General features: G+C 55.6%; 18 protein-coding genes. 9 read left to right on the forward strand and 9 right to left on the reverse strand.

Annotation, left to right across the window (positions count from 1 at the left end; translation table 11 throughout):
- Window positions 1-109: 109 nt before the first annotated feature.
- Together FHX10_RS32605 and FHX10_RS32610 are read right to left on the reverse strand one after the other, a co-directional pair.
- On the reverse strand, window positions 110-1,588 hold the full coding sequence (locus tag FHX10_RS32605) for an NAD-dependent succinate-semialdehyde dehydrogenase (RefSeq protein ID WP_132575186.1): 1,479 nt from the start codon (window positions 1,586-1,588) through the stop codon (window positions 110-112).
- 123 nt (window positions 1,589-1,711) lie between these two features.
- Window positions 1,712-3,334, reverse strand: coding sequence for a GMC family oxidoreductase (locus tag FHX10_RS32610; protein WP_132575184.1), 1,623 nt, complete (start codon window positions 3,332-3,334; stop codon window positions 1,712-1,714).
- A 553-nt stretch (window positions 3,335-3,887) separates the two neighbouring features.
- Between FHX10_RS32610 and FHX10_RS32615 the strand changes: the two genes are divergently transcribed.
- The 8 genes from FHX10_RS32615 (at window position 3,888) to FHX10_RS32650 (ending at window position 11,292) form a co-directional block, all read left to right on the forward strand.
- The gene (locus tag FHX10_RS32615) at window positions 3,888-4,739 is read left to right on the forward strand and encodes an SMP-30/gluconolactonase/LRE family protein (protein WP_132575182.1); all 852 of its coding nucleotides are present in this window, start codon (window positions 3,888-3,890) and stop codon (window positions 4,737-4,739) included.
- Window positions 4,740-4,844: 105 nt separating this feature from the next.
- Window positions 4,845-5,624, forward strand: coding sequence for an SDR family NAD(P)-dependent oxidoreductase (locus FHX10_RS32620; RefSeq protein WP_132575180.1), 780 nt, complete (start codon window positions 4,845-4,847; stop codon window positions 5,622-5,624).
- A 99-nt stretch (window positions 5,625-5,723) separates the two neighbouring features.
- A complete protein-coding gene (locus FHX10_RS32625) occupies window positions 5,724-6,497 on the forward strand; it encodes an SDR family NAD(P)-dependent oxidoreductase (RefSeq protein ID WP_132575178.1) in 774 nt (257 codons plus the stop codon).
- A gap of 149 nt (window positions 6,498-6,646) precedes the next feature.
- The gene (locus FHX10_RS32630; protein WP_165932265.1) at window positions 6,647-7,246 is read left to right on the forward strand and encodes a VOC family protein; all 600 of its coding nucleotides are present in this window, start codon (window positions 6,647-6,649) and stop codon (window positions 7,244-7,246) included.
- Between the two features lie 49 nt (window positions 7,247-7,295).
- Window positions 7,296-7,709, forward strand: a complete 414-nt coding sequence (locus tag FHX10_RS32635; RefSeq protein WP_130815668.1) for an acyl-CoA thioesterase — start codon at window positions 7,296-7,298, stop codon at window positions 7,707-7,709.
- A gap of 440 nt (window positions 7,710-8,149) precedes the next feature.
- Complete coding sequence (locus tag FHX10_RS32640) at window positions 8,150-8,608, forward strand: tripartite tricarboxylate transporter TctB family protein (RefSeq protein ID WP_132575174.1); 459 nt, start codon at window positions 8,150-8,152, stop codon at window positions 8,606-8,608.
- 12 nt (window positions 8,609-8,620) lie between these two features.
- Window positions 8,621-10,123: a tripartite tricarboxylate transporter permease gene (locus FHX10_RS32645; RefSeq protein ID WP_132575172.1), complete on the forward strand. Its 1,503-nt coding sequence runs from the start codon at window positions 8,621-8,623 to the stop codon at window positions 10,121-10,123.
- Between the two features lie 185 nt (window positions 10,124-10,308).
- Window positions 10,309-11,292 carry a tripartite tricarboxylate transporter substrate binding protein gene (locus FHX10_RS32650; RefSeq protein ID WP_132575170.1) on the forward strand — a complete coding sequence of 328 codons (984 nt, stop codon included), beginning with the start codon at window positions 10,309-10,311 and terminating at the stop codon, window positions 11,290-11,292.
- Window positions 11,293-11,387: 95 nt separating this feature from the next.
- Here FHX10_RS32650 and FHX10_RS32655 read toward each other — a convergent pair whose 3' ends face one another.
- Window positions 11,388-11,630 carry a hypothetical protein gene (locus FHX10_RS32655; RefSeq protein ID WP_132575168.1) on the reverse strand — a complete coding sequence of 81 codons (243 nt, stop codon included), beginning with the start codon at window positions 11,628-11,630 and terminating at the stop codon, window positions 11,388-11,390.
- A gap of 363 nt (window positions 11,631-11,993) precedes the next feature.
- On the opposite strand from FHX10_RS32655, the gene FHX10_RS32660 reads away from it, so the two are divergent.
- Window positions 11,994-12,137, forward strand: a complete 144-nt coding sequence (locus FHX10_RS32660) for a hypothetical protein (RefSeq protein WP_165932264.1) — start codon at window positions 11,994-11,996, stop codon at window positions 12,135-12,137.
- Between the two features lie 16 nt (window positions 12,138-12,153).
- Here the strand turns inward: FHX10_RS32660 and FHX10_RS32665 are convergent, their stop codons facing one another.
- The 6 genes from FHX10_RS32665 to FHX10_RS32690 all read right to left on the reverse strand — a co-directional run bounded on the left by FHX10_RS32665 (window position 12,154) and on the right by FHX10_RS32690 (window position 19,952).
- Complete coding sequence (locus tag FHX10_RS32665) at window positions 12,154-13,122, reverse strand: Bug family tripartite tricarboxylate transporter substrate binding protein (RefSeq protein ID WP_165932263.1); 969 nt, start codon at window positions 13,120-13,122, stop codon at window positions 12,154-12,156.
- Between the two features lie 146 nt (window positions 13,123-13,268).
- Window positions 13,269-14,126, reverse strand: a complete 858-nt coding sequence (locus FHX10_RS32670; RefSeq protein ID WP_132575164.1) for a MaoC/PaaZ C-terminal domain-containing protein — start codon at window positions 14,124-14,126, stop codon at window positions 13,269-13,271.
- 2 nt (window positions 14,127-14,128) lie between these two features.
- Window positions 14,129-15,379 carry a thiolase family protein gene (locus FHX10_RS32675; RefSeq protein WP_130815663.1) on the reverse strand — a complete coding sequence of 417 codons (1,251 nt, stop codon included), beginning with the start codon at window positions 15,377-15,379 and terminating at the stop codon, window positions 14,129-14,131.
- A gap of 13 nt (window positions 15,380-15,392) precedes the next feature.
- Window positions 15,393-16,139, reverse strand: a complete 747-nt coding sequence (locus tag FHX10_RS32680) for an SDR family oxidoreductase (RefSeq protein ID WP_132575162.1) — start codon at window positions 16,137-16,139, stop codon at window positions 15,393-15,395.
- An 11-nt stretch (window positions 16,140-16,150) separates the two neighbouring features.
- Window positions 16,151-18,277, reverse strand: coding sequence for an acetate--CoA ligase family protein (locus tag FHX10_RS32685; RefSeq protein WP_207910834.1), 2,127 nt, complete (start codon window positions 18,275-18,277; stop codon window positions 16,151-16,153).
- Window positions 18,278-18,491: 214 nt separating this feature from the next.
- The gene (locus FHX10_RS32690; protein WP_132575158.1) at window positions 18,492-19,952 is read right to left on the reverse strand and encodes an NAD-dependent succinate-semialdehyde dehydrogenase; all 1,461 of its coding nucleotides are present in this window, start codon (window positions 19,950-19,952) and stop codon (window positions 18,492-18,494) included.
- Window positions 19,953-19,965 lie beyond the last annotated feature (13 nt).

Consider the following 19,965-nt stretch of genomic DNA (forward strand, 5'->3'; position numbering starts at 1 on the left):
AAAATCTTACCATTGAGCCACTGTCGAAGAGCTATACGCAGCGTTCCATCGCGCGTTGTTGCATCCGACTGAAGAGAGACCTACCAATTGGGCTCGGCCTCTTTCCCGCCTAGATTGTACCGGAAAACTGTAACACTGTCTTCTGCACCATGTAAGCGTCCAGTGACGTAGGGCCACCCTCCCGACCTATACCGCTGTCTTTCACCCCGCCGAAGGGCGTATCTGAGTCTGGGGTGTCGAAGTGGTTGATCGACAATGCACCAACCTCCAACTCGCGCTGAATTCGCTCCGCATCTGTCAGATTGTTGGTAAATGCATATCCAGCCAATCCTACATGAAGGCTGTTGGCGATCTTGAGGGCTGCATCCAGGTTAGGGACCGAAACACACGAGCCGATCGGGTTAAATGGCTCAACGGTCATCGAATCGGCGTCCAGAGGTACGTCGACCAAAAGAGTGGGCTCGAAATAGAAACCTCTGTTGCCAATGCGGTTTCCACCGGCCGCCACGCGAGCCCCCCTCGCGATAGCATTTTGAACCATTGTCTCCGCTGCACCAAGACGGCGGTCGTTGGCCAGCGGACCCATTTGAGCTTGCGGATCGAAACCGTCGCCGATGCGGAGGTCGTTGAGGGCGCCGGCAAATGAATCGACGAAAGGTTTGTAGACGCTTTCATCAACGATAAACCGCGAAGCCGATGCGCAGATTTGGCCCGAGGCGCGTGTCTTGGCTTCAGCAGCCAAAAGGCCGATTGCCTTGGCGTCCACATCGCGGCCGACGATAACGGGAGCATGACCCCCAAGTTCCATCAGAGCGGGCTTCATGGCGCGGGCTGCTAGCTCCGTCAGATGCTTGCCCACACCGGTAGAGCCCGTGAAGGTCACTAGCCTTGAGATCGGTGAACCGATCAATGTAGATGATATGACTGCCGGATCCCCGAGGACGAGATTGAGAACGCCTGGCGGTAGGCCCGCCTCTTCAAAACATTTGACCAATTCCACGGCTGTGCCGGGTGTTTCGTTCGCGGCTTTCACGATAATCGAGCATCCTGCAGCAAGGGCGGCCGACGTTTTGCGCGCAAACGCACTCATTGGTACGTTCCAGGGCGTGAATGCGACAACTGGTCCAATGGGCAGGCGCAAAATGCGCTTCTGCATTTGATCGGCGGCTGGCAAGACCCAGCCATAGCTGCGAAGCGCTTGCCCTGCCTCCCAGTCGTAGAAACGGCAGCTGCGTATGATTTCTCCTTCGGCCGCGGCAAGCGTTTTGCCGTGCTCCAGGGTAAGTACTTTCGCGATATCGCGCGCACGCTCCCGGATCAGCGCAACTGCTTTCATGATAATCCGTGAGCGTTCGAGAGGTTGGGTATCGCGCCAAATTCGAAATCCGGCTTCTGCCGCCTCCAGCGCGTTGTGCAAGTCGGCGGGCGTCGCGTTCGGCACGGGCCCCAGAGCGTTACCGGTACTTGGATTGCGGACATCGATCCAACGGTCGCGATCGTAAATCCACTTGCCGTCGATATAAAGGCCAATTCTAGGGTAAAGGGTTGACTCAAAACCCTCAGATGGGCGCGAGTTTATTTCTCTCATGTGCCGGGTCCTTTCGGTCTGATTTGCATAAATAATGCGATACGCATCGCAGTTTTGCCCATGCTCGTTGATCTAAACGTCAGCCAGAACTTAAGGCGGCTGCGGTAATCTCGCCTGAGGCGTTCAGCCGTGACTCGTTCGACGACAAACGGCATCAGCCTTGATCATGTGGGCGCCTTTTACGCCGATCATGATCGAGGGAGCGTTGGTGTTTCCGGACGTGAGGTGCGGCATGACCGAAGCGTCTACGACGCGTAATCGCTCCAAACCTCGGAAACGTAGACGCTCATCAACCACGGACATCGCGTCGCTGCCCATCTTGCAAGTGCCGACTTGATGATGCGCGGAATTGCCGGTCTTTTCCATGAACCGATAGATGTCCTCGTCTGTTTTGACGTTTGAGCCAGGAACATCCTCGCCAAGAACACGAGAACGGATGGGTTCCGTGTTCATAATTTCCCTGATTTTCCTGATGCCGCTAATCATCGCCTCAACGTCGTCGCCGTGGTTTAAGAAATTTGGCGTACAAACCGCCTTGTCGGATGCATGCGCAGATCGAAGCGTAACGGTGCCCGTGGTGCGCGGACGAAGTTGGTAAACCGATACGCCCAAACCAGGCTCTTTTTCCACCCGGGCCTCTCCGCTTGGTAGGAACTGAAATGTCATTGGGCGAAAACTGATTTGCAGGTCAGCGTAAGGCTCTTCCGGGCGGCTTTTGACGAATGCCGCCACTTGTGACGATCCGAGGGCCAGGTAGCCCTTGTGCGTCATCAGGTACTTGAAGCCCTCCCAATATTTCCAAAGGCCGACAAGGCTGGCGTTATAAGAGCTGTCGGCGGTAGAGCGCCATCCGGTGTGAATGTAGAAATGATCTTGAAGATTTCGTCCGACTCCCGGGCGCTCGAGGACGAGTGGAATTCTGTGCGGGATGATTTCGCTCGCGGGTCCGACACCAGATAGCATGAGAAGCTTCGGAGTGTTTATCGCCCCGCAAGACAGTATAATCTCTCTTGCGGCCTCGATCTTTCGAAGACTGCCATTTTCCAGAACCTCGACCCCTGTTGCGGTATGTCCCTCAAATAGCACCCGCTGGACCTCGACCGCGGTGCGGATAGTCAAGTTTGGTCGGCCGGTGACTGGTCTGGTGAAGGCCGAATAAGCTGAAAAGCGGCGGCCATTCTTGATAGTGTGCTGCATGAAACCAACGCCGTCGTGCTCGGCGCCGTTCATATCTTCTCTTTCGGGAATTTCCAGACGCGTTGCGGCCTCAATAAAATCAAAACTGGATTTCAACTTGACGACCGGGTCGCTGACCCAAAGGGGGCCGCCTTGCCCGCGCCACTTGTCGCTGCGACGCTCGAAATGCTCCATGTCTCGAAAGTACGGTAGCACGTCTTCATATCCCCATCCTGGGTTACCGAGGTCGCGCCAACTGTCGAAATCGTTACGGTGTCCCCGGATAAAAACCATGCCATTGATGGAGCTTGACCCGCCCAGTGCCTTTCCCCGTGGCCAATACATGCGCCGGCCCTCAAGCTTTGCCATGGGCTCCGTATGGTAGTTCCAGTTCAGCAGCTTATCAAAATAAAGTTTTGCCATGCCAGCCGGCGTATTGACCCAGAAGCGGTCCGCATGTGGACCTGCCTCGAGAAGAAGTACCTTGACCGACGAATCTTCGGACAACGCACGCGCGACGGGGTTTCCGCTCGATCCCGCGCCAACAATGATATAGTCGTAAACTTCCATGGTCCAACCTTTAGACGAGCGGCAGTTGCCAATCCCGCTCGACTGTGAGCCGCGTCGACATTACCGCTGGCCTTCGTGGCCTTCGTGGCCTTCCTGCTAACGAAGGCGAGCTGGCAGTACGGCTGGAGTGCAGCCGCCCGATGCGGCTCACCGCAAACTGTAGGCTCGTAGGGTTAAACGCCGCCAGCCTTTATCCCAACAGCTAAGTAGCGCGGTATGCAGAAGCTGTCAAACAATCCCACATTATGCAACCAATTTATTTTCGATGGAAAAATTGTGCAAAGGTCGTCTCCGGTAGCGGTCGCTGAGGCTGGACCCTCATACTTAATCGGAAGACTGCGTTGCCGACAGATAAAAAATCCCGCCAATTGACATGTTATTATCTGACTGATACTTTTACCAAGGCTGGTCGGCGGTCGAGGAGGAGGACCGTCAGGTGCCTCGCGTAGCGGAGCCATACAGACGTTTGCAGGCACATTAGCGAAACGGCGCCTCAGATCTAGGCATTTCGCACTAAAATCATGCGCAAAGCGATCATTGGGAGGAAGTGACAATGCGAATACGTGAGGCCAAACTACTGGCGTCCGACTTTATCTTTCTGGAAGCCCCGCGCTGGAAGGACGGCGCCGTTTGGGCGCCCGACGTCTTTGACAGCATCCTTTATCGGGTCGACATGCAGGGGAAAAAGGAGGTCGTTCTCCGCGATCTTCCGCCGCGCCCCAATAGTTTTAATTTTTTACCGGACGGGACGCCGATCATTGTATCATCGGTTGCTCGGCACATTAACAAAATTGTTGACGGGAAGCTTGAGCTTTATGTTGATCTGTCGAATTTCGCGACTGGCGATCTAAATGACTTCGGGATTGACGACAGTGGTCGGCTGTACGTCGGAAACTTCGGCTACGACATATTTGCTGGCGAACCAATCAAGCTGACTTCGATTCATACGGTAGAACCGGACGGACGTGTAAGCGTTGCGGCCACTGACATGGAATTTCCAAATGGGACGGTCCTCATCAATAGCGGCAGAACGTTGATTGTGTCGGAAACTTGGTGCGGGAGGATTTCGTCATTTGATCGTGACTTGGTAACTGGAGCCCTATCCAATCGCAGGCAGTTTGCGGATTTGTCTGGACGTCATCCTGACGGTATCTGCGCTGATGCGGAGGGAGCGATTTGGGTGTCTTCGTTCAACACCGGTGAAGTCTTGCGTGTTCTGGACGGCGGCGAAATCACCGATAGAATCGAATTCGAAGGGAGCGCCATCGCCTGCGAACTGGGCGGACCGGATGGCCACACGCTGTTTTGTACCACTTACAGCGGGACATACCCGGATCAAATGCAACACAAGCGCCTGGGACTAATTCATACCGTTGTGGTCGATGTCCCTGCTCCCTCGGAGTAGGGCTTGGCATCAGCCAAGCCTGTTGCATGTCGGCTTGATGACTTGGCGGTCCAGAGACAACGATTAACTCAGAGCGACCGTCTATAAGATCGAGGAGGATCTAGGGTGAGTAACGCACAGAACTATAAATTTGCTGGTAAAACAGCTTTTATAACGGGAGCCGGGAGCGGCATCGGTCGCGCAACCGCCTTCGCCTTTGCGGATGCTGGTGCAAATGTGGCTGTGGTCGACATCAACCCCACTGCAGCAGCGGAGACAGTGAAGCGGATAGAAGAGTCTGGTGGAAAAGCGACCGCTATCGCATGCGATGTAACGAACAGCGATCAGGTGAAGGCTGCCGTTGATCGTTGCGTACAAGCGTTTGGAGCACTGAATTTCGCCTTCAACAATGCCGGGATCGAACAGGGTGTCGTCCCGCTAACTGAAGTAAGTGAGGAACTCTTTGACAGGCTGTTTGCGATCAATGTCAAGGGTGTATATCTCTGCATGAAACACCAAATTCCGGTCATGGATAAATCGGGCGGTGGGGTGATCATCAACACCGCTTCAACGGCCGGTGTCCTTTCGATCCGCAACCAGGGCTCATACTGCGCGACAAAATATGCAGTGGTTGCTCTTACCAAATCGACCGCGCTTGAGGTCGCCGCCGCAAAGATTCGCATTAACGCACTGTGCCCGGGCATCACTGACACGCCGATGATTGAGCGAGTATCGGGCGGAACAGAGGAAGGTCGCACACGGCTCATCGGGCAGGAACCAGTAGGACGCTTTGCCCGTCCGGAAGAGATGGCACGGGCGACAATGTGGCTGTGCTCAGACGACGGCGCGTTCATTACCGGTGCGGCTTTGAACATCGATGGTGGCCAGAGCGCTGGTATCGGTTGAGGCGTTGGTGAGTGCAAACCACTTATAACGTTTGATACCGCTCGCAGAAGTGTCGCCGGTTGCCATGTCAAGTTCTCGAACTGAAATTAGGAACGCTTTATGATCATGACCGATTTGAAATCGGCTATCGTCCCGGTGTCCGGTGGCGCATCCGGAATCGGGTTGGCGATTTGCAGGCAGCTGCGATCAGAGGGCGCACGCCCCTTGCCGCTCGACTTTGACGCGGGTCAACTCGAAAAAGCCCTCACGACGCTCTATCCCGACGAGAATTGCGCAAAGTTCGGCTATCTCGTCGATGTCAGCGATTCCCTTGCGGTTGATGCGGCATTCGAGAAAATTCGCCGCGACCACGGCATAGTAACGCATGCCGTTGCCAACGCTGGAATTGTCTGGCGCGGGAACGTTCTCGATATGCCGGAGGACAAGTGGAAGCGTGTTTTGGATGTCAACGTGAACGGTGTCCTGCATATTTGCCGCGCCGCCGCTCGTCAAATGACGGATAATGGTGGCGGAGCGATCGTAACGATGGCCTCGATCGGCGGCATTCTTTCTAAACCAGAGCGCGCCGCCTACACGACATCCAAAGCAGCGATTGTTCAGATGACGCGCGCTTTCGCGCTCGACTTCGCCCAACTCAACATTCGTGTCAACTGTGTTGCGCCTGGTCTCGTCAAAACGTCGATCCAACAGGCTCAGGCCGCCTCGACCGAGCCGGGCTTTGTTGAGGCTTTGGCTGCGCGAGCCGCTATCAAGCGAGTTGGCGAGCCCGAAGAAATCGCCAATGTCGCGGTGTTCTTGCTATCAAATCTTGCAAGTTACATCACGGGCGAGACGGTCGTAGTGGATGGTGGATTGAGCATTCATTACTCGTAGAGCCTGGCAAGTTGGCAGGGCTCCTCCCAGACCTGTCAGTTTGTCAGGCCCTTTCGAGGCGCCCTGACCGGGCTAGAGCAAGCGGTATGGTCGGAACAGCATTTCTGACAACGGCTTGGCAATTTGCATCCGCCGAACAGGAGAGACCCATGATCCCAACCTCCGAGATTTCATTGCTTAGTCAGGTACTTGGCAGAAATATGCAGATCTCCTATGTGGTTGCCGATTTAGACGCAAGTCTCCGCTTTTGGACGGAACAGCTAGGTGCGGGGCCGTTCGTCGTAATCGAAAACGCGGCGGACGATAGGATAATCAACTATCGCGGCCACAAGACATCCGTAAAAATGTCGATTGCCTTTACATATGTTGGAGCCGTCCAGATCGAACTGATAGCGGCAACTTGCTTAGATGCGTCGCCGTGGACGGATTTTCTCCATAGTGGCCGCGAAGGTTTGCACCACCTGGGATTTTGGCCAGACGATTACGAGAAATCGTGCGTTTGCCTTGAGGAAATGGGGTTCAGCCAGGAATGTACCATTGAGACTACGGCAGGTTTGATTAGCTCCCAGTATTTCAGTGGACCGTCCCATTTCGGCGTCGCCATCGAACTCGCTCCAAACTCATATGCGCGTAATCGGTATTTCGAAGGGATCAAGCACCTCGCGACGGCTTGGGATGGTAGCCGCCCGGTGCGGCGATACAAAACACGCGAAGACTACTTGGCCTCGGATGACTGCAAGGTGCCTTAGGGGGTGCCGAAACAGGCCGCAGTTAGACGCCATAAAGTAAGGGTTCTTCATGACCGACGAGAACAAGAGTAGCGAAGCGGTGATCCGCGCCATTGCAATGCCTGCTGATACCAATCCAGCGGGTGACATCTTTGGCGGATGGTTGATGGCTCAGATGGATCTGGCAGCTGGCAATATGGCTGCTCGTGTGGCGCGCGGTCGCACTGCAACTGTCGCGGTGGAGGCGATGTCATTCATTAGGCCTGTGAGGGTCGGAGACGAGGTATCCTTGTACGCCCGCCTTCTTTCGACAGGTCGGACCTCGATGCGAATTTTTGTGGAGGCTTGGCGTCGTGATCGATACGCCGATGAACGCGAACAGGTCACGCACGCGACGTTCACGTTTGTCGCCCTTGATAGTGCAGGGCTACCGCGGCCATTGGGGCTCAATGGGGGCAGCGGCAATTCCGCCGGTACGTCTTGATATCACTCAGTTGGCACAAAGCCCGACGTCCATGTCTCGGCGCTAGGAATGTCGGGTGCTTGCTACTCGCTTCCTAACCGTCGACGCTGGCAAACACAGATTGGTCCGTGCAAGCCGTGAGTATCGACTTGCTCCCGAGCTATAGAGCGGGCCGGGAGATGCTCGAAGTTGACCAATGATCCGCAGGTTACTTGCGTTGCTCCTGCGAAAGTGTCACACTGTGGGATAAATTACACGACGGCTCACGCGGCGGGCGGCGAAGATTCGATGAGCAAAGATGATCGTCGTCGAATAGCGCCCACGAGAGGTCGACGTAACAGAGGGGGGTAGTCGCCATCGATATCTGGTGTTCGAGCTCCTCTGGGCTGCCGACTTCTAGATCTACAGAGTCGTCTGGCGCCGAAGAGCTGTTGGCGACAGACAAATGGGAGGACTGAACAGTGGAATTCTCGCGCGTCTTATCGAAGGACCTAGTAGCCGGTTTGGTGTTCGTCACGATCGGGCTAGGGTTCTTGTGGGGTGGCCTTGATTATCGAGTCGGGACAGTTAGCGAGATGGGGCCAGGCTTCTTTCCCGTGTCGCTTGCGATCTTACTGATCGCCCTTGGCGCAGTCGTCGCTCTAAAATCGCTCACTGGCGTTCGAGAGAGCTTAGAAAGTCTCAACCTTCGTGGCATCGTTTTCGTAATAGGTGCGACCGCACTTTTCGGCATTTTGATCCGACCGGCTGGAATGTTGATCGCGGTATTCGTTTTGACGGCGCTAGGTGCATTCGCAAGTATGCAATTTCGCGCCAGAAATGCGGTACTTCTGGCAGTCGGTCTTACAGTGTTTTGCCTGGTGATCTTCAACTGGGGGCTGGGAATGCCCTTTCCGGTCCTCGGCTATTGGCTGCAGTAGGAGGAAGAGACCTTGGAACTTTTAACCAACCTTTCCATCGGGTTCGAAGCGGTTCTTACGCCCGCGAACTTGCTCTACTGTTTTTTGGGTGTTTTTCTCGGCACTCTGATCGGCGTACTCCCAGGCTTGGGCCCGATGCCAACAATTGCAATGCTGTTGCCGGTCACCTTTGCACTCTCGCCTGTCACCGCGCTGATCATGCTTTCCGGAATATATTACGGCGCGCAGTATGGTGGCTCGACCACCGCGATATTGATCAACCTTCCCGGAGAGTCTTCGTCTGTTGTCACGGCGTTGGACGGATACCAAATGGCACGAAAGGGGCGAGCTGGAACCGCGCTCGCGACAGCAGCACTCGGATCCTTCTTTGCAGGCACTGTCGCGACTTTCATCCTCGTACTCGTTGCAACGCCTCTAGCGCATATGGCTTTGAAATTCGGCCCGACCGAATATTTTTCGATGATGGTTCTCGGCCTTATTGCATCTTGCGTTCTGGCTCGCGGGTCGCTGGTCAAGGCAATCGCGATGATCGTGGTTGGTTTGCTCCTTGGCCTGGTAGGGACCGACGTTTCGTCGGGCGCGCTTCGCTATACCTTGGGACTTCCCGATCTGGAAGATGGTATCGATCTTGTCATCGTTGCGATGGGGATGTTCGGCTTGAGTGAAATTATCCGGAACCTTGAGCACGAAGCGACACGCGAAACGTTGGTAACGAAGGTGGAGGGGTTAAGACTAGGCCGCAAAGACTTGAAGCGCATCATCATGCCCGTGATTCGGGGAACTGCCTTGGGTTCATTGTTGGGTGTGCTGCCGGGCGGCGGGGCTATGTTGTCGTCTTTCGCCTCCTATGCGCTTGAAAAGAAAATGTCAAAACATCCGGAAGAATTTGGCCATGGCGCAATTGAGGGCGTTGCAGGCCCTGAAAGTGCCAATAATGCCGGCGCGCAGACCTCGTTTATTCCTATGTTGACTTTGGGCATTCCGTCTAACCCTCTCATGGCACTCATGATGGGTGCGCTTATCATTCAAGGAATTCAGCCGGGTCCCGCTGTGATGGTTGAGCAACCCGAGTTGTTTTGGGGCGTCATCGTGTCGATGTGGATCGGTAATATGTTTCTCGTGGTGCTTAACCTTCCGCTCATTGGAATTTGGGTGCGGCTGCTTACCGTGCCCTACCACTTGCTCTTTCCGGCCGTCTTGGTGTTTTGCGGAATCGGCGTCTACAGTCTTGGAAATTCGAGCTTCGATATTGGCACATTGGCGCTCTTTGGGTTGGTCGGTTACCTGTTCGCAAAGCTTGATTGCGAACCCGCGCCGCTGATTTTAGGGTTCATGCTCGGACCCATGATGGAAGAGAATTTGCGCCGCGCAATGTTGCTGGCCCACGGTGATCCGATGGTATTTGTCGAACGACCGATTAGTGCGACCTTACTGGCCCTGGCACTTGGCTCGGTACTCTTGATCGCCGTCCCGGCAATGCGGAAAACCCGTGATGTGGCTTTCGAGGAGGAATAATCGCGAAGGCCACTCTGTGATGGGCCTGTCGGCTGGCAGGGGCTTGAGGTTTAAGAGAGACATATCTGGCTGAGAGCCTGAGCCGGTTGATCGCAGTCATTGACCGATCTCATAATACGGGATAAATTTGCAACATTGGCCGTCGTGTTCCAGGGAGGAGCCGAGCCAAATCGGAGGACGCACAAATGAGAATTCCACCAAGAACAAGAATCATTGCATCATCTCTGGCGATGTTGGGCCTAATAGCCGCCGCACAGGCCCCGGTTTCCGCTCAGGAGTTTCCTAATAGAGCAATCGAAATTATTGTGCCGTTGTCGGCCGGGGGGGTAAGCGACATAGCGGTGCGCAAGCTCGCACCCTCCATGAGCAAAACCTTGGGAGCGCCTGTTGTAATCGAAAATCAACCCGGTGCCGGCGCGACACTCGGTACGGGTGCTGCTGCAAAAGCCACACCAGACGGGTACACGGTGGCCCTTGCCGCAGCGTCGTCTTTCTCAATAAACCCGCATCTTCGCAAGAATCTACCTTATGATCCGGTCAAAAGCTTCGAGCCAGTGTGCCGTATCGGAGGCTCCCCCAGTGTCTTAGTAGCTCATCCTTCCCTGGGGGTGAAAAGTGTCCAGGAACTCATTGAGAAGGCAAAAGAGGGCAATTTGTCATTCGCATCGTCGGGGCCAGGCACGCCGAGCCATTTGGCTCAGGAGTTGTTGAAGGCCCGCACGAACGTTCAATTCCTGCATGTACCTTACCGCGGTACTTCGCAATCCGTAACAGATGCCATCGGCGGTCATGTTCAGTTGCTGTTTGAATCGCCAGGGGCCATTTCGGGCGCTGTTCGCACTAAAGAGCTCATTGGTCTAGGTATTTTGAGCCCGAAGCGCTTGCCCGCTTTGCCCGATGTTCCAACCTTTGAAGAGCTCGGTTTCGAGGGCATGGAGCTCATTGGTTGGATTGGACTGGTCGTTCCCGCCGGCACGCCCACAGAAGTCATCGATAAGCTCGAAAAAGCCTGCCACGATGCTGTTTCCTCGCCCGACTTTCAAAAGCTCGCCGACGAGCAAGGCCTTTTGGTGGCCTACGCGCCGCGCGAGGAATTCCGCAAGCATATCGCGAGCGAACTGAATAAGTGGGGCGAGTTGGTTCAACGTTCGGGATTAAAGCCTGAATGAACTAGCTGGTGATGTCCGCCGAGGATCGCCAATCCTCGGCGGACGCTTTTTTCTGCATTCTCGCCCTAAAAATAAGTCTGCTGTGGGCACTAATCTCAGTGCTGGTACAGGCAAAAGTTCTTCCGTGCACTTCGTGGAATCGGTAACGCGCCATCGCAAGCGACTTCAAAAAGCTCAACCCCGGCTGGCCCGGTGACAAGAAGGTCGCGACCGGCAAACGAAATGAACAGAATGTAGCCGAGACCGCGTGCTGCACGAAAGTCGGGATTCTCGATCTGTGCTTCATGAAGCAGCTCGGCAGCCCTCGCGCGGGCCTCTAAGCGCTTCTGGCGGCGCATTGTAGTTTTTCGTTCGAAGCAGCACGATAGGGCCGTCTCCATGCTCGAGGCCGCCCGCTCTGGATTGTTCGTTGAGCTCCTGGAAGGCTGCGGCGACACTATAAAGGCCGAGTTCCGACAGTCTGCACGCCATTCCCAATACTCTTCCCGCTTCCGGCAAGCCGAAGAACTTGTCTCAACTGTCTCACGATCAGCCTTCTCTTTGCGAATCAAAACCTCCTCGTTCATCACGGGTTCGATGCCAAGTTGCTGACCCAGGAGGTAATCTTCAGAGCCGAAAACCGGTCAGTCTCTGATCGGACTGCCGGCCGGCTTCGCCTCGGAATCCGCAGCCCCATAGCGGCTCAGCTCAGACTGGCGGATATGGACCTGCGCATTCTCAAGTCCGACTTGCGCTTTGGTGATTTGCATATATCTGAATTCATCCGCATCCAGTGTGAATGCTCGGATGTCGCATTTCGCAGCCATCTGGCCGTTGCCAACGGCAACGACCAGCCAAGTTTTTGATTGTTGAAGGTTGGATCTACTGTGGTTTGACGCCAGACATACGAACGAGCTCTCCCCATTTTTTCAGCTGGCTGATGATGTGATCACGGAACTCTGCAGCTGGCGCATAGGATATGACATAACCGTTAGCCTTAGCGAAAGTTAGAAATTCCGGTGCCGACACCGCGTGCTCGCATGCCTTGGATAACCGCGCAATGATCGTTTCAGGCGTGCCGGCCGGCACAACCAGTCCGTTCCAACCAAGCAAATCCAGGTCAGGAATGCCCAATTCTTTAAATGTGGGTACATCTGGCAACGCGGGGAGTCGATTGGGGCTTGTGACGCCTAATGCGATAAGTTGTCCGGTGCGGATGGCGCCGAGTAGGGGACCTGCCGTTTCGAACAGCGCTTGTGAGTGGCCTCCGATCGTATCAGTAACAGCCTGGGACGTGCCGCGATAAGGAACGTGTAGAAACTGTACTTTCACGCGGGCTTTCAGGAGCTCCTGTGCTAAGTGTGACGGTGTGCCATTGCCACCTGAGGCAAAAGAAACCGGATCTGTCTTAGCTTTGGCGAGTAGTTCAGGCAGTGAATTAGCATTCAGCGATGGGTTCACTACCAAGACGCTGGGTGCTCCTCCAATTCGACAGACTGGCTCGAAATTTGTCAAAGGATCGTATGGAAGATTCTTTTGCAGGTGCGGGTTGATGGAAAACGATCCTGCAGCGGCGAGCGCTAGCGTGGAGCCGTCTGCGGCTGCTCTCCTAGCCTCTGCCATTCCAACGGTTCCACCAGCGCCTGGTTTGTTCTCGATAACAACCGGCACGCCTAGCGAAGCACTCAATTCTGGCGCCAACACTCGAACTGCGATATCTCCGAGACCGCCGGGTGATTGAGGAACGATCACCTGCACGGACCGCGATGGATAATCCTCTGCCCAGACGGGAGCCCGCGCGACCATTGCGGAAAGCAATGCCATACTTACCACGACAAGTTTAGATCTCATTTCGATTCCTCCCTCACGCGAGCGGCCGATGCCCCACATATTCTTTTAGCCAGCGACCCTCGCATATGTTGGCAAGTTTGATGTGGGGAAATTCTTTGCGCAAACATGGCATGGGTGAGCGAGTACCCGCCTCGCTCGCCCACTCGTCAGTTGCATCGCATCAGACCGTTGTCGAGAATGATCTCGTCGCGCTCGACACAGCGAGCGCGAAATGAACCATCGGCCCAGGCCTCGATCCGAACTGTCTCGCCCGGATAAATGGGCGCCGAAAACCTCATCTCGATGGATTTGAGACGTGACGGATCATCCTTTGCAAGAAGGCGCATTAACACCTGGGTGGCTATACCAGCAACGCACATGCCATGAAGAATAGGTCGTTGGAAGCCGGACTTGCGCGCCATTTCAGGATCGGCATGCAGCGCAAAGAGATCGCCGTTGAGCCGGTATAGCAGTGCTTGGTCTGGACCTGTTGGAACATCAATGAACCACGCCGGCTCAATGCTCGGCAATTGATGGGGCGGTGGAAGTGGGTCGGTATCACCGCCGAAGCCCCCTTGTCCTCGCAAGACATGGATCTGCTTGAGGGTCGCGTAGAGCTCGCCCGTGGCTGTATCAATGATGTCGCGCTCGGACACGATCATACCATGCTTGCCCTCGCCCCGGTCTATAAGCTGGGTAATACGCGTCTTTCCGGTAACGTCGCCCTTTGTCGGCAGCGGCCGATGCCACACCACCGATTGAGTGCCATGAAGGATGCGGGTTGGGTCAATGGTAGTATCCGGACGCACAAGCCAAAACCCCGGGTAACCAAGTACGAGCGCCATTGACGGCAGTACGAGCTGCCCGGCGCCCCTATTCGGGTCTACGAATGCCAGGCGACGCTCGTCGAGGGGATCCAATCCCAAGCCGACGGAAAGCGCGTAGAACGCGCAATCCTTTGGAGTATAGGTCTGATGAATATCCTCGACAGTGTAGGCGAGAAGTTGCTTTGCATCGATGCTCATGATCAGCCCCCCGCCGGGGCCTCAAAGAGCGACACCACGCACGCCGCTTCTTCGAACCCGTAGAAGCCGCCTCCGTTTTCGCAAAGGCCGATACGGGCACCTTCCACTTGACGCTTACCTGCCTCGCCTCGAAGTTGGGTAACGATTTCGTTGACTTGGATCGCACCCGTGGCCCCGATGGGGTGACCTTTTGAAAGCAGTCCCCCCGACACATTTATAGGCAAACGCCCTCCAAGGCGAGTGGCGCCACTCTCAGCGAGTGGCCCACCTTCGCCGTAGGCGGCAAAGCCGCAATGTTCACTTTGCATAATTTCGGCGAACGCCGTCGCATCATGCAGTTCGGCAACAGAAACGTCCTCAGGTCCCAGCCCAGCAATTTGGTAAGCGCGATTTGCGGCGGTACGGGTCAAGTGTTTGTCTATCTCTTCTGGCTTTCGGTTGCTGCCACTGCTAACGGCGACAGCCCGAATTCCCACGGCGCGCCTGCGATCGAAACGGTCCAATACTCGATCCGACGCGATGACCAAAGCGGCTGCACCATCACTCATCGGTGCACACATTGCTCGCGTCATCGGATAGGAAATCAACTTATCCGCTAATACCTCTCCTCGGGTCATCGGCGTCCGATACTGCGCAAGCTCGTTCCATTGGGAATGCCAATGGTTCTTTGCCGCGACCTCGGCTATCTGATCTTCTGTGGTACCAAATCGGTGCATGTGATAGCGCGCCATCGCTGAATAGATATCCATAAAAACAGAACGCTGGCCGGCCTGCGCTAGAGCTTTTTCTGGTAGAGGCAGTTCCTCGCCCAGCGCCAGAAGCGCCTCCATCTGGCTATCAAAGAGTTCGATGTCCGAACTGCCTTTGAAGGCTTCGAACATCTGCTGTTCCTTGTCGCGGAAATTCATTTTCTCCGCGCCCACCACGAGAACGACATCGTGAATTCCAGCCCGAACGGCCGCCCATGCTTGAGCAAGGCCGGAGCTCGAGCTGGCACACGCATTGTCGGTGTTGAAGATCGGAATATTCTCGAAACCGTAGGAGCGCAGTACAGTCTGCCCGCGAATGTTGTGCTGGCCCTGCAAGACGCCGAGCCGCGTGTTGCAAAACCACGCACCCTCAATGGCTCCAAGTTCAACTCCAGCATCGGCAAGCGCCGTGTCGATAGCTCGCGCGGAAAGCTGCTTGACGCTTTGATCCCAGTGCTTGCCAAGCGGCGTCATACCAATACCGACAATATAAGCTTCTGTCATTTTCTCTATCCTGTTAGTAGCGCCCGCCGGTAACGTGAAGTACGTCGCCGCTGATGTAGCTCGCCCGTTCGGATGCCAGGAAAGCGACTGCGTCTGCAACGTCCTCGGCTTCGCCGACACGTGGGATGGGTGTGGTTTTCTCGGCGTTTTCTCGAATTTTGTCCCAGTGAGGTAGTGAGCGGATCATTTCCGTATTGATGATGCCCGGTGCTACAGCATTCACCGTAACGAAATTGCGACCCGCCTCTAGCGACATTGCCCTCGTGAAGCCGATGATGCCGGCTTTTGCGGCTGAGTAGTTCGCCTGGCCCGGATTTCCCAAATGGGCCCGCGACGATATATTGATGATACGCCCCCATTTTTGCTCGTTCATGTACGGCAGGACCGCTTTGGTGCAGTGAAATGACCCTTTCAAGATCACGTCGACAACGATGTCCCAGTCGGCATCCGTCATCTTCGTAATGCGCATGTCGCGCGTCAGTCCAGCATTGTTGACGAGAATGTGCACCGCCCCGAATGTAGAGACGGTCTGCTCCACCATCGCCACAACTTCCGCCTCGTCAACCACGTTGGCCCGAACCGCCAGAGCGTTGCCGCCCTCGCTTCGAAGCGCCTCGACCTGAGCTTCGGCGGCTTCAAAATTAATATCCGCAACAACAACGTTTGCGCCTTCAGCAATCAGCCGGGAAGCAATGGCCGCGCCAATTCCGCTGCCGGCCCCTGTGACGATTGCTGTCTTTCTGGCCAAACCAGTTTCCATTTCAATCTCCTCTAGTGTGCGTGCGGCGAACGCGGCCCACCGTTCGTTTCTGTGTTGGTTAGTACAATCAAGCCATCGACGGCGACGACACCTTCACCCTCAGGCTTTACGAAAAGAGGGTTGATTTCTGCGTCAGCGATGCTTGCGATCGACGCGAGATGGGACATCGACACAACTGCTTGAGCAAGCGCATCACAGTCCCCACGGGGCAGCCCCCTATAACCGCGGATAACAGCAAGGCCCTTGACCTCGTCGATCATCGATCGGGCCTCCTCGAGCGTTGTTGGGGCCATCCTGATCGCGGCGTCCTTATAAACCTCCGCAAGAATGCCGCCGATGCCTAAAACAACAATTGGCCCGACCTCCGGGTCGCGCCGGAAACCCAGAATGACTTCGGCCAAACCCCCACGTTCCATCTGTTGGACCAAGATCCCGTCGATCTTAGCCTTCGGGTGCTTTGAACCAACACCTTTCAGGATTGCCTTGGCGGCTTCTGGAAGTGCGGCCGCGTCTTTGATGCCGAGTACCACTCCACCCGCATCGGTCTTATGAGGGACGTCTGCGGACAGGATCTTGGCGACAACGGGAAATTTCAGCCCGACCGTGTCGTCTACCGAGTGAATTACCTGCGTGGGGGCGGTCGCGACGCCGATCTCCTTGAATACCTTTCCCGCGTCAAGCTCATTTGGACTGCGGCCTTCCAAGGCATCGATCGTACGTTGCACGGCCGCGACTATCTTTTGATCAGGGACCGGCCGAACGATGGGTGTAGACCATTTAGACCAGGCATTAACGGCGTCGGCGCAGGTTTCAGGCGTGCGAAATCCGGCAATACCGGCTTCGGCCAGCTGATCGAGCCCAACCCTTGCATGCGGTGCTATAAAGACTGCAAGTGGCTTACCGTTTTTGTCGGCTTCGACTAGTGGTCCGACGGTGATCTCCGGTTGAAACTGCGCCGAGCTCCCAGCAATCGCGACAAGCAAATCGCAATGATCCGAGCCCAGCAGCGCGCCTGCAACCGCGCTGTAAACTTCGGTCTTGGTTCCAGCCAGAGTCAGATCGGTCAGGCGACCTGTGGGGATGTTTATTCCTTTTAGAGCGAGCTTTTCCACTACCGTCTCGCTTGGGGGGACAACGTCGACGCCGAGTGTTCCTAGGCGATCGACGACAGTCGCGGCGCCTCCCCCCGTGGTGGTCATCACGGCCACTCGGTGTTGTTTGGAGGGGCGTTGGCCACGCAGCATGATTGGTAGCTCGAACAACGTTTCGAGGCAGTCGACACGGAGAATGCCGTTGTCGCGGAAGAATGCGTTTGCGACTTCGTCACCGCCTGCCATGGCGCCGGTATGCGAGGCAGCCAGGTCTCTTCCTACATCGGAACGCCCGAGTTTGTAGGCGATAATGGGCTTACCGGCCTCGACGGCGCGTCGGGCAGCCTGTGCCAAGCGCGGGGCCATGCGAAATGTTTCTAGAAATAGAAGAATTGCGCCTGTCTCAGGGTCATCGACAAGCCATTCTGAAATTTCCCCGACCGAGAGATCGCACTCATTGCCTATCGATACAATTCTCGAGAAACCGACGCCGCGGCCAAGGCCACGGGACATTAGCCCGCCGGTCATACTTCCCGATTGCGAAATTATTGCCAAGGGACCAGGGACGATATCGAGTTTCTCAACAGCGGCGTTGATAGACAAAGCAACGGACGGCTTACTACTGTAAATACCGCTACAGTTTGGTCCGAGTAACCGCACACCACCTCTTCGCGCTGTGGTCACAATTTGCTCTTGGAGCCGACGCCCTTCATCGCCGGTTTCGGCGAATCCGTCTGTAAAAATGGTCGCGACCGCAACCCCTTTTTCGGCACACTGTGCAATAGCGTCTGCGACCGCGTTGCGTGGCACCATTATGAACGCATGGTCAACTTTACCTGGCACGTCCAATACGGACGGGTATGCCTTGTCCCCACCGACTTCATCACGATTTGGGTTGATAGGGATGATCGTGCCCTGGTAGCCGTGCTTGCGCAATGTCCTTTGCGGACGCGACGTATGTTTGGATTGGTCCCCGGAGGCACCGATTAGCGCAATGGTGGTTGGTGCGAACAGTGCTTCGAACTGCCGCTTGTCGTGGGGGTTCACAGTGGCTCCTCCTCTATGTCCTCGTTGCCCGGCGAGCGTGAAAACAACACGCGCAAGCATCTCTCAAGTGGTAAAAATATGTCAAACTGTGGGATTCTATTAGATCCCGACTGTCGTCGCGCGGCCGACACAGGTCATGGAGACTTGAGGCGTCCCAAAGGCATAGATCAGCCAATGCGCCCGGTTAGGGGCGCATGGCGGCTCATCGCTTCGATCAGATACCGGCCATACAGATGTATTTCACTTCCATATAGTCTTCGATGCCATAGTGGGACCCTTCCCGTCCGACTCCCGATTCCTTGATACCGCCAAAGGGGACCGCCTCGTTGGCCATCAGCCCTATATTCACGCCGACCATTCCAGTTTCCAGTGCCTCCGCAACACGCCAGATCCGTCCAATGTCCCGGCTGTAAAAGTATGATGCAAGCCCAAGTTCCGTGTCGTTTGCGGCTTTGATCAACTCGTCTTCGTCGTGAAAGCGGAAGATGGATGCGAGGGGACCAAAAGTCTCTTCGCTTGCTACTTTCATAGAAGCATTGGCTTCGCCAATCACTGTCGGCTCGAAGAATGTTCCTCCAAGGGCGTGTCGCTTCCCCCCTGCAAGAAGTTGAGCACCCTTCGCTAGCGCGTCGGCGATATGGTCCTCTGTTTTGCGTACTCCGCCAATGTCATGGACCGGCCCGAACGTGACATCCGGCTCGACGCCGTTTCCAACCTTCAACTTTGCGACTTCGGCGAGAAACTTCGACACGAAGGCGTCGTAAACGCTATCGTGAATATAGAACCTGTTTGTGCCGACGCAGGCTTGGCCCGAGTTGCGGAATTTGGAACCCATCGCGCCTGTTACAGCTGCGTCGATGTCCGCATCTTCGAACACAATGAACGGAGCATTACCCCCAAGTTCGAGGGCGAGCTTCTTGATCGTTCCTGCGGACTGGGCCATCAAGGCACGGCCGACTTGCGTCGAGCCGGTGAAGGAGATCTTTCGCACAATCGGGTTGGATGTAAATTCCGCTCCTATGTCTCGTGATCCTCCTGTCACGACGCTGAATACACCCGGCGGAATTCCAGCGCGCGCTGCCAAATGGGCCAGGGCAAGGGCAGTAAATGGTGTCGTGCTTGCGGGCCTTACGACGATGGTGCAGCCCGCAGCAAGAGCCGCGCCGGCCTTGCGAGTGATAATCGTATTTGGAAAGTTCCATGGAGTGATCGCGACGCAAACACCGATAGGCTGTTTGATTACGACGACTCGCCGGTCCTGGGCCGGCGTTGGGATCGTTTCACCATAGGTTCGCCGCGCTTCTTCGGCAAACCATTCAATAAATGCGGCACCCCCAACGACTTCGCTTTTCGCCTCCGCAAGAGTTTTTCCCTGCTCGGAGGTCAAAATTAGGGCCAGATCATCGGCGTTGTCGATAATCAAGTCGAACCACTTGCGAAGCAAACGCCCGCGTTCCTTTGCAAGCGTCTTTCGCCAGGTGGACAGCGCTATGTCTGCACCTTCGATCGCCCTACGCGCCTCGGCGGCACCCATCATCGGTACGGTTCCGACAGGTTGTCCTGTCGCAGGATTAGTCACGGTAATGGTGTCACCGCTGTCTGCGTCGATCCATTCTCCATTCACAAACGCTTGGGAGCGGAGCAACTGTGGATCTTTGAGATTTAAGCCGTCCATAGTCAAAACCTCA

Source organism: Rhizobium sp. BK591, assembly GCF_014195045.1.
GTDB classification, from domain to species: domain Bacteria; phylum Pseudomonadota; class Alphaproteobacteria; order Rhizobiales; family Rhizobiaceae; genus Rhizobium; species Rhizobium anhuiense.

Excerpts from the sequence above, each read along its gene's own strand:
- FHX10_RS32605 (WP_132575186.1), bottom strand. The coding sequence starts at position 1,588 with ATGAGAGAAATAAACTCGCGCCCATCTGAGGGTTTTGAGTCAACCCTT.
- FHX10_RS32610 (WP_132575184.1), bottom strand. The coding sequence starts at position 3,334 with ATGGAAGTTTACGACTATATCATTGTTGGCGCGGGATCGAGCGGAAAC.
- FHX10_RS32615 (WP_132575182.1), top strand. The coding sequence starts at position 3,888 with ATGCGAATACGTGAGGCCAAACTACTGGCGTCCGACTTTATCTTTCTG.
- FHX10_RS32625 (WP_132575178.1), top strand. The coding sequence starts at position 5,724 with ATGATCATGACCGATTTGAAATCGGCTATCGTCCCGGTGTCCGGTGGC.
- FHX10_RS32630 (WP_165932265.1), top strand. The coding sequence starts at position 6,647 with ATGATCCCAACCTCCGAGATTTCATTGCTTAGTCAGGTACTTGGCAGA.
- FHX10_RS32635 (WP_130815668.1), top strand. The coding sequence starts at position 7,296 with ATGACCGACGAGAACAAGAGTAGCGAAGCGGTGATCCGCGCCATTGCA.
- FHX10_RS32650 (WP_132575170.1), top strand. The coding sequence starts at position 10,309 with ATGAGAATTCCACCAAGAACAAGAATCATTGCATCATCTCTGGCGATG.
- FHX10_RS32655 (WP_132575168.1), bottom strand. The coding sequence starts at position 11,630 with ATGCGCCGCCAGAAGCGCTTAGAGGCCCGCGCGAGGGCTGCCGAGCTG.
- FHX10_RS32660 (WP_165932264.1), top strand. The coding sequence starts at position 11,994 with ATGGACCTGCGCATTCTCAAGTCCGACTTGCGCTTTGGTGATTTGCAT.
- FHX10_RS32665 (WP_165932263.1), bottom strand. The coding sequence starts at position 13,122 with ATGAGATCTAAACTTGTCGTGGTAAGTATGGCATTGCTTTCCGCAATG.
- FHX10_RS32670 (WP_132575164.1), bottom strand. The coding sequence starts at position 14,126 with ATGAGCATCGATGCAAAGCAACTTCTCGCCTACACTGTCGAGGATATT.
- FHX10_RS32675 (WP_130815663.1), bottom strand. The coding sequence starts at position 15,379 with ATGACAGAAGCTTATATTGTCGGTATTGGTATGACGCCGCTTGGCAAG.
- FHX10_RS32680 (WP_132575162.1), bottom strand. The coding sequence starts at position 16,139 with ATGGAAACTGGTTTGGCCAGAAAGACAGCAATCGTCACAGGGGCCGGC.
- FHX10_RS32690 (WP_132575158.1), bottom strand. The coding sequence starts at position 19,952 with ATGGACGGCTTAAATCTCAAAGATCCACAGTTGCTCCGCTCCCAAGCG.